This window comes from Pseudoalteromonas sp. BSi20480 (assembly GCF_000241365.1).
Classification (GTDB): domain Bacteria; phylum Pseudomonadota; class Gammaproteobacteria; order Enterobacterales; family Alteromonadaceae; genus Pseudoalteromonas; species Pseudoalteromonas marina.
Map to the genome: position 1 here is coordinate 1 of NZ_BADX01000153.1, position 14545 is coordinate 14545.

General features: G+C 38.9%; 11 protein-coding genes, 3 tRNA genes and 1 pseudogene. 3 read left to right on the plus strand and 12 right to left on the minus strand.

Annotated features, from left to right (window positions below):
• Window positions 1-63 precede the first annotated feature (63 nt).
• The gene (locus P20480_RS03625) at window positions 64-1107 is read right to left on the minus strand and encodes an alkene reductase (RefSeq protein ID WP_008131963.1); all 1044 of its coding nucleotides are present in this window, start codon (window positions 1105-1107) and stop codon (window positions 64-66) included.
• A 214-nt stretch (window positions 1108-1321) separates the two neighbouring features.
• On the opposite strand from P20480_RS03625, the gene P20480_RS03620 reads away from it, so the two are divergent.
• Window positions 1322-1711 carry a DUF2750 domain-containing protein gene (locus tag P20480_RS03620; protein ID WP_008131965.1) on the plus strand — a complete coding sequence of 130 codons (390 nt, stop codon included), beginning with the start codon at window positions 1322-1324 and terminating at the stop codon, window positions 1709-1711.
• Between the two features lie 56 nt (window positions 1712-1767).
• Here the strand turns inward: P20480_RS03620 and P20480_RS03615 are convergent, their stop codons facing one another.
• Window positions 1768-2637, minus strand: coding sequence for an alpha/beta fold hydrolase (locus P20480_RS03615; RefSeq protein WP_008131967.1), 870 nt, complete (start codon window positions 2635-2637; stop codon window positions 1768-1770).
• A 291-nt stretch (window positions 2638-2928) separates the two neighbouring features.
• Between P20480_RS03615 and P20480_RS03610 the strand changes: the two genes are divergently transcribed.
• Together P20480_RS03610 and P20480_RS03605 are read left to right on the plus strand one after the other, a co-directional pair.
• The gene (locus P20480_RS03610) at window positions 2929-5613 is read left to right on the plus strand and encodes a CHASE domain-containing protein (RefSeq protein ID WP_008131970.1); all 2685 of its coding nucleotides are present in this window, start codon (window positions 2929-2931) and stop codon (window positions 5611-5613) included.
• An 85-nt stretch (window positions 5614-5698) separates the two neighbouring features.
• The gene (locus tag P20480_RS03605) at window positions 5699-7357 is read left to right on the plus strand and encodes a GGDEF domain-containing protein (protein WP_033025790.1); all 1659 of its coding nucleotides are present in this window, start codon (window positions 5699-5701) and stop codon (window positions 7355-7357) included.
• A 42-nt stretch (window positions 7358-7399) separates the two neighbouring features.
• Here P20480_RS03605 and P20480_RS03600 read toward each other — a convergent pair.
• From P20480_RS03600 to tolQ, 10 genes and pseudogenes are all read right to left on the minus strand, one after another.
• Window positions 7400-7489: transfer RNA gene (locus tag P20480_RS03600), tRNA-Ser, on the minus strand.
• A 186-nt stretch (window positions 7490-7675) separates the two neighbouring features.
• The gene (gene nadA / locus P20480_RS03595; RefSeq protein WP_008131973.1) at window positions 7676-8716 is read right to left on the minus strand and encodes a quinolinate synthase NadA; all 1041 of its coding nucleotides are present in this window, start codon (window positions 8714-8716) and stop codon (window positions 7676-7678) included.
• 129 nt (window positions 8717-8845) lie between these two features.
• Window positions 8846-8921 (minus strand) — tRNA-Lys (locus P20480_RS03590).
• A 59-nt stretch (window positions 8922-8980) separates the two neighbouring features.
• Window positions 8981-9056, minus strand: a tRNA-Lys gene (locus tag P20480_RS03585).
• 171 nt (window positions 9057-9227) lie between these two features.
• Entirely contained in the window at window positions 9228-9977 is a 750-nt protein-coding gene (gene ybgF, locus P20480_RS03580; protein ID WP_008131976.1) for a tol-pal system protein YbgF, read from the minus strand.
• A 13-nt stretch (window positions 9978-9990) separates the two neighbouring features.
• Entirely contained in the window at window positions 9991-10533 is a 543-nt protein-coding gene (pal, locus tag P20480_RS03575) for a peptidoglycan-associated lipoprotein Pal (protein ID WP_008131978.1), read from the minus strand.
• Between the two features lie 34 nt (window positions 10534-10567).
• Window positions 10568-11926, minus strand: a complete 1359-nt coding sequence (gene tolB / locus P20480_RS03570; protein ID WP_008131980.1) for a Tol-Pal system beta propeller repeat protein TolB — start codon at window positions 11924-11926, stop codon at window positions 10568-10570.
• Between the two features lie 9 nt (window positions 11927-11935).
• Window positions 11936-12861, minus strand: a pseudogene (gene tolA, locus P20480_RS18655) (cell envelope integrity protein TolA).
• Window positions 12862-12865: 4 nt separating this feature from the next.
• The gene (tolR, locus tag P20480_RS03565) at window positions 12866-13294 is read right to left on the minus strand and encodes a protein TolR (protein ID WP_006794474.1); all 429 of its coding nucleotides are present in this window, start codon (window positions 13292-13294) and stop codon (window positions 12866-12868) included.
• The gene (tolQ, locus tag P20480_RS03560; protein WP_008131987.1) at window positions 13281-13985 is read right to left on the minus strand and encodes a protein TolQ; all 705 of its coding nucleotides are present in this window, start codon (window positions 13983-13985) and stop codon (window positions 13281-13283) included. Before tolQ ends, tolR begins: the two co-directional genes overlap by 14 nt.
• Between the last annotated feature and the right edge of the window lie 560 nt (window positions 13986-14545).

Below are 14545 nucleotides of genomic sequence, written 5' to 3' on the forward strand. Positions count from 1 at the left end.
ATATAGTAAAAAAAAGACACTCAATAAGGCTATTAAGTGTCTTTTTTATTTAATTGCTAAACGTTATTTAAGCTCAGCAAGCATCTCGTCGCTATAAGGCACTAACTCTTCGCCGTTAGTTACTTTGCTAATGTAATCAGGGTTTGCAATTAGCGGGCGGCCAATCGCAATCAAATCAAACTTACCTTCATTAATTGCTTCTTTAGCTGACTCAAAGCTGTAGCTACCTACGCCTACCAGTGTTCCTTTGTATCCCGCACGTAAAAACTCTGATGTAGTTTTGCCTTCTAGCGATTCGAATGTTGTGCTGTCGTCAAAAATACCACCGTGCAAGTAAGCAAGGTTTCGTTTTTCAAGTTCAGGTAGTAAGTAGTCAAATACCGCTTTGTCACGGTTATCTTCACTCATATTAAAGTAGGCGCCAGGTGTTACACGCAGTGCTGTACGCTCGTTACCTACTGCAGCAATAACTGCATCGGTAACCTCAAGTGCAAAGCGAGCCATGTTTTGCGGTGTTTGGCCGTACTCGTCTTCACGTACATTGGCTTCATAATGTAAAAATTGATCAATTAAGTAACCGTTTGCGCCATGAATTTCTACACCGTCAAAACCGGCTTCAATTGCGTTTTCGGCGGCTTTGGCAAAATCTGCAATTAACGATTTAATATCATCAATGGTTGCCGCTTTTGGTGTTATGTAAGTCAGCTCGCGCATGCGGGGTACCGAACCTTCTACGCCAATTGCTGAAGGTGCGAGTACTTCACCATCAAAAAAGTGGGGGTGCGCAACACGGCCAACATGCCAAAGTTGAGCAAACATTTTACCGCCATTTGCATGCACAGCGTCGGTCACTTTTTTCCAACCTTGAATTTGCTCGCTAGTAAACAAACCTGGCGTAGTTGGGTACCCTTGCCCGTCTGGGCGAATAATTGTCGCTTCGCTAATAATGAGACCTGTGTCTGCGCGGCGAGCATAATACTCAACCATATCTTGCGTTGGCACTAAATTTTCGTCAGCCATACAACGTGTAAGCGGTGCCATTAATACACGATTTTTAAGTTCAATCGTGTCATTTAATTGATATGGTGTAAGTAAATCTGTGTTCATTTTATAAATCCTTCATTGTGGGTATGCATACTAAGTGCGGCCATTTAGGCTACATTCAAGATCAATTTTGAATGTTTGCTCAAAATATACTGACTAACCCATAAAACAGATCTAAATAACAAAAATAATTGTGAAGTTTTCAACACGGTGTCACATAACTCGATATACTTGTACGCTATAAATATAAATTGACCGCAACAAAAGTGAGCCCATCATGACACGCGCAAATGCAACCGAAGAACACGACGTAATTTTAGGCCTTGGAGCCAAAAAGCGTCTCGCTTTTATGTTTGAAACCGTACAACAGTACAAGCAAGTATGGATTTTAAATGACGACGACGGCTGTGTAATGCTTACTAACGAAGATGATGATTGTGTGCCTGTATGGCCTACACGAGAATTTGCACAAGCATGGGCAACTGGCGACTGGGAAGGATGCACACCTAAAGCAATCCCTACTAGTGACTGGTTCAGCCGATGGACACCCGGCCTTGAAGAAGACGACTTACTTATTGCCGTATTCCCGACAGAGGAAGACGACGGCACTATTTTATTCCCTGATGAATTTGAAAGACAACTAAAAGCACCAAAGAAAAAATACTAAGTAACTAGCATAACTTTATTTAGTTTATAAACGCGGCTTTACAATAGCCGCTTTTTTTATACCTGCTTTCTAAAATTTAAATATGCCTGAGTGATTGCCTTAGCATCTTCAACTTGCGGATAGTGCCCAAGCTCAGCAAAGCCTTGTGTGCGGGCATTAGGTATTATTTTTTCATACTGTTCGAGCATGTGTTTCCCTGATATTGGGTCTTGCTCACCTGCAATCAATGTAACCGGTATATCGCTATTAATAATTGCAGTAACCCAGCGCTGCTCGTTTTGCTTTCGCTGTGTAATGTAATTAATTAGCTTTGGCATAACACGTAAACCATTATTGTGATTTAAAAGCGCCCAAAGCGTATCTATAACTACAGGTGCGGGTGGCGTGTTTGCACCAAATATGGAGGTTAAATTTTTGGCAAACTTTTGCTTACTCATTAGCTTAGGGACTATCCAGCCCAGCTTTGAAAGTAACAGCTTTTGTATAAATAACGGTTTATGTGCTTGAGGAAACAACCCGCCATTCAAAAAGCACACACTGTGTATATGTACTTCACTTTGATTAGCCACTTGCCTCGCTAATAGCTCTTGGGCAACGGTATCGCCATAGTCGTGGGCAAGTATGTGTAAATTACTTATATTTAAATGCTGTAAAAAATGTGTGTATAAATCAGCTTGCTCTGCAATTTTATAATCCGCTTTAAATGGCTTATCCGAAAGCCCAAATCCCAGCATATCAAGTGTCACTAAAAAGTAGTGTTTACTGAGTTCATCCCACATACCTTCCCAATCCCAGCTTGCACTTGGAAAACCGTGAATTAAAACAAGCGCGGGGTTATTTGTATTCCCTGCCGTTTTAGTAAAAATTTGATGCCCGTTTATATGTATAAATTGACCGCTTAATTGCCATTGTGAAAGTGTGTACATGTTATAAACCAAAACTTTTGTATTTAATTGTTGTAACACAATTCCCCATAAACTTCGAAAAATCACCAGCAAGCTTTAACGCATAGATTAAAAGAAAGCCTTTTTCATTACAAAAATACCTATAAATACGGTATTAACTGGGAACCCACGCTAAATAAAAGTATTAAGCAACGTACTATTTAACAAAGAGTTTAGTTAATTATTAGCTTGTAACTTAACTATTAAATGCTATATTCAAAGCTCTTAGGTAATATTACAGTCTCAAAAAATACCATACAAAAGGATTGCTAAATGGCTTTGCAAAGTAGAGCTAATAAAGGGGTGCTATTAAGTACTTTACTTCAGGTTGTAATCCTCACTACAGGTATTGTTTTAACCTACTTTCAACAAATTCAGCATCAACAAACCTTAGACTCAAAAGTAACAGCTGCGCTAAATAGCAAGTTAACCAGTTTATCCGTAGGCATAAATAACAGAATGGAGTTATATCAATACGGGTTATTTGGCCTCAAAGGGTTTATACAAGGTATTGGAATAGAAAATTTAGACTACACCGCAATTAAGAGTTATTCAAACGCAAGAGATTACGCCCAAGAGTTTCCTGGTGCTAACGGCGTTGGGTACATAAAAAAAGTAACACATAACGAACTTGCCGCGTTTATAACTAAAGCACAAAGCGAACGCCCCGATAGCCTATTTAATTATAAAACATTTTCTGAAAACAAAAATGATCACTTTGTGATCCAATATATTTTTCCTGAAAGTGGTAATAAACAAGCAATAGGGTTAGATATTGGCTCAGAAACTATTCGTAAACGTGCAGCATTAAGCGCGGTTTTTGCAAATAATGCGCAATTATCTGCACCTATTACGTTAGTCCAAGCAGATCAAAAAGCTCATCATGGTTTTTTGATTCTATTACCTATTTATAAGAGTAAGATCACTCCTACATCTAACGATGAACGCCTTGAAGCACTGCATGGCTGGGCATACTCCCCTTTGCTTATAGACAATATTTTAAACTCATTATTTGAGATTGATGAAAACTACTTAACCATTAGCGATCTCAACGATGCAACCGATGTGGCCTTTTTTACATACGGCAATCCAGCAAATAACACTGAATTTAAAGTTTCCACTGTGACTAAAGTGATTGGTCGTGAGTGGCAAATAACGTTGCATGGCTCTTACGCGTTTGTAGAAAACCTGCATTTGCCCTATCAGTATCAAGCACTCGTGAATGGTATTTTTTTAACACTCATTGCTATGTTAATTGTGCTTGCAATACAGTTACAATTTTTTCGAAAAGCCCAAAAAGAAAACTTAAGACGTGAAGCCGAACAAGCACATAAAAATATTCTTGAACAAGCCAATTTAAAACTAGAAACCGATGTAAAACTGCGAACTCAGCAAATAGCTGATATTAGTATGTTACAGCGTAGTATTTTAGACAGTGCTAGCTACTCTATTATAGCTACCGACATAAACGGTTTAATCACCGAGTTTAACCCTGCCGCAGAGAAGTTACTGGGCTACAAGGCATTTGATGTAGTGGGTAAAAAAACCTGTGGCATATTTCATTTAGAAACAGAACTGATAAGCAAAGCAAAACAACTGAGTATTGAGCTCAATAAAATAGTGAGTCCTGGATTTGAAACATTAATTGTAAAAGCAACCCCCACAGAACCCGATGTTAATCAATGGACCTATGTAGACTCTAAAGGTAGGCATATTCAAGTGAGCTTAAGTGTTACGTCGCTGTTGAATAACAGAGCCCAAGTTGTAGGTTTTTTAGGCATTGCGTTTGATTTAACGCAGCAAATAAAACACGAGCACGCGCTTGCTCATGCAAAGGAACTCGCAGAGCAAAGCTCTAAGACTAAATCTGAATTTTTAGCAAACATGAGCCATGAAATACGTACACCTATGAATGGTATTTTAGGTACTCTGCAGTTACTGCAAGAGCAACCGATGAATGATAAATCAACAGACTACTTAAAAAAAGCACTCTACTCTACTCGCTCATTAACCACTATTATTAACGATATACTGGATTTTTCTAAAATCGAAGCCGGTAAACTTTCTCTTGAGCAGAAGGTGTTTGAGCTGGACGAATTAATTCATCATTTAGAGTCTGATTTATTAGTACCTGCCCAAGAAAAGAATATTTATCTAAAATTTAAATCAACGATTCATCATAAATACTGGCGTGGTGATGCTGTAAGAATAAGGCAGGTGTTTTTAAACATAATATACAACGCAATTAAGTTTACACACAAAGGAGGTGTAACGGTTGAGTTTAAACTAACTGACGATGAACAAGTTTGCGCTATTGTTTCAGACACAGGTATTGGTATTCCAAAAAATGTTGTAAACAGGCTCTTTGAGCGATTTGAACAAGCAGAGTCTTCAACCACGCGTGAATATGGTGGAACAGGGCTTGGATTGCCAATTACGAAGTCGCTAATAAACCTTATGGACGGTGACATAAAAGTAACAAGCGAAGAAGGTGTTGGAAGCCAGTTTTATGTATACCTACCGTTAGAACAAGCTGACAAAATACCAAGCACTGATAATACTGAAAATTTAGATTTTCCCGATCTAAGTAATAAAGTTATTTTGATTGCTGAAGATAATAAAATTAACCAAATAATTGTGAGCTCTTTTCTTGAGCCTACAGGTGCTAAATTAGTCATTGCTAATAATGGTTATGAAGCAATAGATTTATACAAAAAGGTATCACCTCATATAATTTTCATGGACATACAAATGCCAAAAATGGATGGCTTTGAAGCGTGTAAAGCCATAAAAAGGATAGATGCATCACAAACAGTTATTGCACTTACAGCCAATGTACTCTCTGAACAAAAGCAACTTTATGAACAGTTTTTTGATGGGTACGTATCAAAACCTATTGAAAAACAAAAACTAATAAACGCATTACATATTAAAATACCTAAAGCCGAAATACCTTAAAACTGACATATTGGGTATTAAATGGTTATATAAATACTTATAAAGTATTTTTTACATAAGCACATAAGCAAATTAAAGGGGGAGTATGCTTAGATTATTTAGTTTATATTTATGTATATTGTTGACCCTATTGTCTTTTAGTACATTAGCTCAATCGCTTAATGATGAACAAATTAAAAAAATTGGGCCCGCTATTTGGCAACAGGTTAATATAAAGTCACCTGTTTCGGGTGAACAAATAATCAGTGCATATCAAAATAAGCAAAGCCCTCTTGTTTCTTTATCTGAAATGCGTGGACCCGCTGTTGCTAAAATACCACTGTCGACTCTGAATGAAGAACGCTGGGTTGTATTACCCCAAGCAAACTACCTAGATGGTGGTTTTGCTTATTGGCAAGATACACAGGGAATTCGTTTAATTGCTGATTTTTCTCAGGGTAGTTTGTCGCAGTCAGCAATTATAATGCATGGACAAGCGTTTCAATTAAACCTAGAAACAAATTCTCAAGGCGTACTGTGGCTTTATTTAAATGCACGTCATTACGCGAAACCAGTGAGTGTAACCTTTTTAGATGAGCCTACATTTATATACCAGCAGTTTTTTATAAATTCACTCAGTATAATGTCCATCACCATTATGCTCACCCTTGCCTGCATGGCATTCATTCTTTATTTAAAAACAGGTCAAAACGTTGCGTTATATTGTGCAGGTTATATTGGCTTACACGGAATTGGTTGGGCGTTTGCGGCTGGGGTTTTTGGCGTATTTTACAGCTTTAAAAGCATAAACTCACATTATTTTGGTATGTATATTTTTTCGTTTGCGATATCTTCAGCCAGCGCCTTTGCCTATTACTTATTTAATTTTCATACGGTTGCAAAAACACGAATAAGCCAATTTTTAAAGTATTTTTCTTATGTCGCTTTTATTAGTGGCTTTATAAACCTAGTACTACCCTTTCATTGGGTATTTTATTTAGCACACACTTTAGCAGCAATATGGGTGGTACTAACGTTAGTGCTCGGCTTTAAAATGTTGAGCTTAAACGATTTTAGAGCAAAGTACTTTTTAACCGGTAATATTGTTTACAGCCTATCACTTGTTGCCTTTATTTTATCTCACCTTAATTTATTCGTAACGGCTTCAGCTGAACTTTGGGTGCTTGTTGCCCTCGCTATTGATTGTATTTGTATATTACTTTCATTATCCGAATGGATGAAAATAAAGCAAAACGATTATATTAATGCCCTTGAGCAATCCCGTATTGACCCACTTACAAAAGTAGGCAATCGTTTACTACTACAAGAAAAGCTAAATTCTATAGGCCATTATTATTTAATAGGATTTATTGACTGCGATGGTATGAAATCAATAAACGATCAACTAGGGCATGCCAGTGGCGACAAACTACTTATCAATGTCACTGAATTAATTAAAAAAGAACTGGCCAACCTAGGAGATGTGTATAGAACTGGAGGCGATGAGTTTATATGTTTGTGTTGTGCTTCGTCGTTAAACGAGCTAGAAAAATTGGCAGACAACACATCTAAAGCACTTAATAAAGCGCATATTCAACTAAAGCAAACGTGGCAGCAATCTGGTTTAAGCTTTGGCATTGCTAGCAGCAGTGAGTGCACAGATTATAAAGCATGTTTTACTTTAGCTGATGAAAGAATGTATGCGGCAAAATATGCTCGTAAAAATAATACACCTACTAACCACAATACCACTCAGCAGATTTAAAGCACAAAAAAAGACGCCCAAAGGCGTCCTGATATTGAATGATGGTGGAGGAAGAGGGATTCGAACCCTCGTTAGGGATTAACCTAAACACACTTTCCAGGCGTGCGCCTTCAGCCACTCAGCCATTCCTCCACGGTGTTGCATAGCAACAGCGCGTTATAGTATGAAATAGGTTACGCAGGTGCAAGGCCTTTTTTAAATATGTACTGTTGAATGGCTATTAATCGTGCAGTTATTTACTTTTTCAATAAAAAACGGCTAAACCATAAGGCTTAGCCGTTTTTTATATCAGTCTAGTTACTTTACATTTGCTAAAAACTATTTAGCCATACTCGCCGTAAAGTCTAGCATGCGGTTAAGTGACTTAAGTGCACCTTCACGCAAGTCCATATCTACAAACACCTCTTTACCTTGAGGGTCTATTAAAGCCTCCTCAATCGCTTTTAAGCCATTCATTGCCATCCACGGGCAATGTGCACAACTTTTACAAGAAGCGCCTTCACCAGCCGTAGGGGCGGCAAAGAACTCTTTCTCTGGGCATAGCTGCTGCATTTTATAAAAAATACCGCGATCAGTCGCAACAATAAACTTTTTATTCGCCATTGTTTGCGCTGCTTTAATCAGCTGGCTTGTAGATCCAACGGCGTCAGCAAGTGCAACTATTTCTGCAGGTGACTCTGGGTGAACTAAAACGCCAGCATCTGGGTGCAGTGCCTTAAACTCTTTCAATGCTTTAGTTTTAAACTCGTCGTGAACAATACATGCGCCATTCCACATGATCATATCAGCGCCGGTATTTTTTTGAATGTAGCTGCCTAGGTGCTTGTCTGGGCCCCAAATAATTTTTTCGCCTTGCTCGTCTAAGTGCTCAACAATTTCAAGCGCGCACGATGAGGTTACAATCCAATCTGCACGGGCTTTAACCGCTGTAGAGGTGTTTGCATACACCACCACTTTACGATCAGGGTGCTGGTCGCAAAATGCTGAGAACTCATCAATCGGACAACCGATGTCTAGCGAGCATGTTGCTTCAAGTGTTGGCATAACAACCGTTTTGTTTGGCGTTAAAATTTTAGCAGTTTCCCCCATAAAACGAACGCCTGCAACGATGATCATATCAGCGTCGTGTCTTGCACCAAAGCGCGCCATTTCTAAAGAGTCGGCAACGCAACCGCCAGTTTCTTCGGCAAGGGCTTGGATTTCAGGATCAGTATAATAATGCGCTACGAGTACCGCGTTTTTATCTTTAAGTAATTGCTTAATACGTGCTTTGTATTCGCCTTGCTCGTCGTTTGTTAACGGTGCTGGCTTTGGAGGGAAAATATAGCCTTCAGGCATAATAGTTTGCGCTAAACTCATGTTCTCGACCACTTATTTACAGTGTATAAATTACGGCGAATTATACGAGAATAAAAACATAAATAACAGCAAACTGCTTAAGCTTGTTTATAAAAAAACAGAATGGGATTTTAAAAAGAATGTAGCAGATGGTGGGTCATGATGGATTCGAACCATCGACCAATTGATTAAAAGTCAACTGCTCTACCAACTGAGCTAATGACCCGCTCTAACTTTACAACCTTGAATACTACGTAAATCCGCCGATAAAAGACCATTTTAAAATGGTGGGTCATGATGGATTCGAACCATCGACCAATTGATTAAAAGTCAACTGCTCTACCAACTGAGCTAATGACCCGCTCTTTTTGCAACATTTTGAGTGGGGTAACCATTCGTTTGCTGCGGGCGCTTATAATACTTATTTATAAAATGAGTGCAACCGAAATTGTCTCTTTTTTTAAGTTTTTATGCCTAGTTGACCAATTTTAGACCGCTTATGACAAAAAGCAGTCTAATCAAGCTGATTCAATTAATTAGACAGGCGATCTGTGGCTAATTTTGCAGCCGTTGTACTTGGGTACTGCGTAACAAGTTCGTTAAGTATTTTTAACGATTCGTCTGTCAGTCCTTGCTCTTTTAAAAGCGTGCCTAATTTTAACATGGCGTCTGGGCGTTTATTTGAATTTGGATATTCGTTTACAACCACTCTAAAGTGATCAACCGCTTTAACTCCATCGTTTTTAATTGTTAATAATTGACCTAACCAATAGTGTGCGTTTGACGCATACACAGATTCTGGATATGTTTTTAAGAACGTTTGAAACTCTGGAATAGCCTGGTCGTAGCGTTTATCTTTCATTATAAGTGCAACAGCACGCTCGTAAGCCTCATTCTCAGATAAATCACTGCTATATGCTTGTGAGTCATTAGGTTGTGCATAGTCGGTTGCAGGGACTGCTGCAGGCTGTGAATACGCTTGACTAACACGATTTTCAATCTCTTGATAAAGCTCACGCTGACGCTGAAGTACTTTTTCTAGTTTATAGCTTTGCTCTTCCGTCACTCCGCGAATTTGACTTACTTCATCTTGCAGTAAATTAAGTTGCTGTTGTAACTCGGCTTGCAAGAAATTACGCGATTGCATCATACTTTCTAACGACGCTAAGCGCTTCTCAATACTTGACTGTGAACTCGCAGCTTCTGAAACAGGAGCGGGAGCAGCCCATAACTGGGTGCTCCCGCTCAATATCATTGCTGCCAAAATAATTTTCGGCTTCATAATATCTCTTATCTTAGTAAACTAATACCGCACGGCGGTTTTTAGCGAAAGCTGATTCAGTGCGAGACTTAACCATTGGTTTTTCTTCACCGTAACTCACTACTGACATTTGGCTAGCTGATACACCTAAGCTTAGCAGGTATTTTTCAACTGACTGACCACGGTTTTCACCTAGTGCAATATTGTACTCTGGCGTGCCACGCTCATCTGCATGGCCTTCAATTAATACTTTAACCGATGGGTTTTTTACTAAAAAGTCAGCATGTGCGCGAAGTAAATCAGCATATTTGCTTTCAATTGTCGCTTTATCAAAATCAAAGTAGATTACTTGCTCTTGACGAAGTGCTTCGTATTTTTGACGAAGTTGTTCTTCAGCACGTTCTTCAGGCGAAATTGTTGCTACTTCAACTGTATCGTTGCTAGTTGTTTGCTCAACAGCAGGTTGATTAGATTGGTTTGCAGCACCTTCGTCGATATCTGAAGACGAGCTACAAGCTGCTAATGTCATTACTGGCACAGCAATTAGCAGGCCTTTAAGTATTTTATTAAGTTGCATTGAGTAGATTCCTATTTTGAGTAAACCAGTAACATTACTGTAAATATGGCGACCAAGCTGGCGCCTTTACTTGTCCGTCTAGCACAGGTAATCGTGCTTTAAAGCGGCCGTCCATCGATACTAACGCCAGTACCTGTTTGTTATTATGGAGCGTGCTGTATATTATCATCGAGCCATTTGGCGCTATACTCGGTGATTCATCTAAGCGAGTTCGCGTTAATACTTGAAACGCGCCAGAAGCTAGCTCTTTTTTAGCAAGATGGTACTTACCGTTCGTACGATTAACCATCACTAATTCTTTACTGTCAGGCGTAACTGACCCTGCAAGATTCATATCGCCATCAAACGTTAGGCGCTTTGATCTGCCAGTTTTTAAATTTAACTTATAAATCTGAGCATTACCACCCCTTTCCGAGGTAAACACTATATCTTGCCCATTTGGGTACCAAGATGGTTCAGTATCTATGCTACGGTGGTTTGTTAGGCGTGTTTCTTTACGCGTTGCCAGGTTTAGTAAATAAATTTCTGTTGCGCCTGTTTTATCTTTTGAAAGGACTAATAGAAGCTCTTTACCATCAGGTGAAAACTGCGGCGCACCATTAATCCCACGATAGCTGGCTACCACTTCTCGCTTACCTGTATATAAGTCTTGGATATATATTTGGCTTTGACGATTTTCAAACGTTACATAAGCAAGCTTGGTACCATCTGGTGACCACGCGGGTGACATTAACGGCTCTTTAGAGCGCAAAAGTACTTGTTCGTTGAATCCATCGTAATCGGCAACAACGAGTTGATACGGCTTATCGTCTTCGTCACGCACAATCACATAGGCAATTTTAGTTAAAAATGCACCTTTTTCGCCTGTTAGTTTTTCATAAATCACATCACTAATACGGTGTGAATAGCGGCGAAAGCCACTTTCTGAAATAACGCTTTCTCTGGCTTCTAAAATGTGGTCTTGGCTTTTTACTAATTGCCCATTAGACATCATTTGGGTGTTACCACCCGTGATTTGACCACGAATTACATCCACTAATTCATAGCGGACTAAGTATCGGCCATCGGTTTGCTGTTCAACTTGACCAACTAAAACGGCCTCAACCCCTTGATTAACCCATGAGGCATAATCAAGGGGTTGGTCCTCGCTTGGTTGTTGTGGCATTTGCGCAACATCAACCGGCTTAAACTTACCACTTCGTACTAAATCAGCTGCAATCACATCACTTAGTTTTTGTGGGATCGGACCTATTCCGGTGTATTTAAATGGCACAATAGCAATAGGCCTTGCGCCATCAACACCTTCGGTGATTACAATTTCAAGTGCAGCATTTGCAATGCCTTGAAACCCTAGTAGCAATACTACACAGGCTACTCTTAGTTTATTGAACATATCATTCCTTTAAAATTCTGGCTTGATTGTTAAGTTAATATTTTTTAGCTGGTCAAACACGTCTCTGTCTTTAGACACAGGTAATGTGTCGGCCATACGAACCGCTCTGAGCGCGGCCTCACACACTAGCTTATCACCACCTAAAGACTTAACTTGCGTAACTAAACCATTAAAGCCAAGACGGATATTCACTCGACATTGTTGGTTTTTCATTTTTTCATCAATTAACAAGTTTTGTTGGATGCGCGCCATAATCAAAGCACGGTATTTGTCAACTTCACTCGCAACTTGTTGCTGGCGTATTTTACTACGTGCAGCCTGCTCTTTAGCAAGTTGTTCTTGTAATATTTGTTCTTGTAATGCTTGTTGACGCTTACGTTCAGCTTCGGCTGCACGCTCTTTAGCTTCTTGCTCACGCTTAATACGTTCAGCTTCTGCTTTTTTTAGCGCTTCTTCTTCGAGCTTACGTTTATCTGCCGCGGCTTTTGCTGCCTTTTCAGCCTCTTGTTTTTGCTTTTCTGCTTGCTTAGCTTTGGCACGCTCTTTTTGCTCTATCTCACGCGCCTTTTTTGCTTGAGCTTCAGCTTGCGCTTTTTCTTTCTCTTTGGCTTTGCGTTCACGCTCAAGTTTTTTAATGTTTCGAGCCTCAGATTCACGTTGTTTGCGAGCATCTGCAGCCCTGCGTTCTAAATCACGTATCCGCTTATCTTCAGCACGCTTTTTATCTTTTTCTTTTTTTGTAGCTCAGCAATTTTTTGCTCAACCATTTTTTGGTCAACCGTTACCGCAGAAACAGCATTGTCGGGTTCAGGTATAGCTGTGTTTAACGTCACTTCCATTACTTTAGGGGTTGGTGCATGAATGTTAGCTGACGCGTACAACAATCCGCCCAAACCTAAATGCAATACCACCGATTTTACTAATGCACTACTCATCCAGTTAATTCCCCTCAAAGGATTCGGTCATTAATCCCACTGACGGCACACCTGCGTTTTTCAAAAAATCCATTAGCAATAACACTTCTTGATAAGAAACTTTACCAGAACCTTTAATCATTACAGGTACATCTGGATTTTTCATTAACTGCAATTTAATCACAGCGGCTACATCGAGTGCTTCCATTGGTTCCTCTGGGTCGGTACCTACACTGACGTAATATTTACCCTCAGCATCAATGGACGCAATAATTGGTGGTGTATCTTTTGTATCAACTAAATCAGATTCTTCCATTTTTGGTAAATCTACTTTTACACCGTGAGTAATTAGTGGCGCAGTCGCCATGAAAATAATCAGCAGTACCAACATTACATCGATATAAGGTACTACATTAATTTCTGCTACTGGGCGGCGCTTTTTACGATGGTACATTCGCTTGTGCCTCTATTTGTGTAGCTGCTTGACGGTGTAAAATATTAGCAAACTCTTCCATAAAGTTGATGTAGTGAGATTCAAGCTTTTCAACACTGTTTGAAAAACGGTTATAAGCAATTACAGCCGGAATTGCAGCAAATAAGCCCATTGCCGTAGCAATTAGAGCCTCTGCTATGCCCGGAGCAACCATTTGTAATGTGGCTTGTTTTACTTCACCCAATGCAATAAAGGCATTCATAATACCCCACACAGTGCCAAATAAACCGATGTAAGGACTTATAGAACCGACCGTTGCCAAGAACGATAGGCTTTTTTCAATTTTTTCTATTTCACGTGACAACGCTACACGCATTGAACGATGCGTACCTTCCATTACTATACTTGCGCCTTGAAATGTATTTTTTTTATGACGCGCAAATTCTTTAAAGCCTGCTGTAAATAACGCCTCAATACCATGAGATTGAGCACTACGAGATGAAATTTCGTTATAAAGTTTACTTAAATCAATGCCTGACCAAAACTTTTGCTCAAACTTTTTAGCATTCGAAAGCGCATCAGAGATTGCTTTTTTACGTTGAAAAATAATAGCCCACGACATAACCGACATGGCAACTAGCCCTAACATTACTAATTGTACAAGCAAACTGGCTTCTAAAATTAGATCCAAAAAATTAAGCCCTGATCCCACATTAAACTCCTAAATAGTATCAAAATACGTCAATTGTAATGATTTGTGCAATTATGACCGCAACTAAGGTCATTTAGTTGCAACTAGTGTATCGAGTCCATTTCAAACTAACAACGATATTGCTATGAATAGCCAACAAAAAACGTTAAAAATCGGCTATGTTGTTTATTTTTTACGCCTAGCTATATAAATATTTATTCAAATAAAATAAAAACTCAGGTTTAGCTGCGTAATTATATAAATAAACATCATAAAACACGGCATTTATTCAAAATCAATGCATAAACACGCAAAACCACGTTAACGTTACCTGCCAGAATACTAAAACTAATACCGAATAATCATATAAAAATATACTTAAGCAATATTTTTCATGAACTTATAAAATATATGATTATTTAACAAACAAATTACAAACTACAAAAAAACTAAAAGACATTAGTTTTTTTAATCCGAAAAAACAAATTTTCTAGTTTGAACAATTTTTAGATATTCCGTATTATTCTCCCATACCGAGCTAGCGCATTAAATGAAACTGTTTCATTATGTCCTGTTCTTAG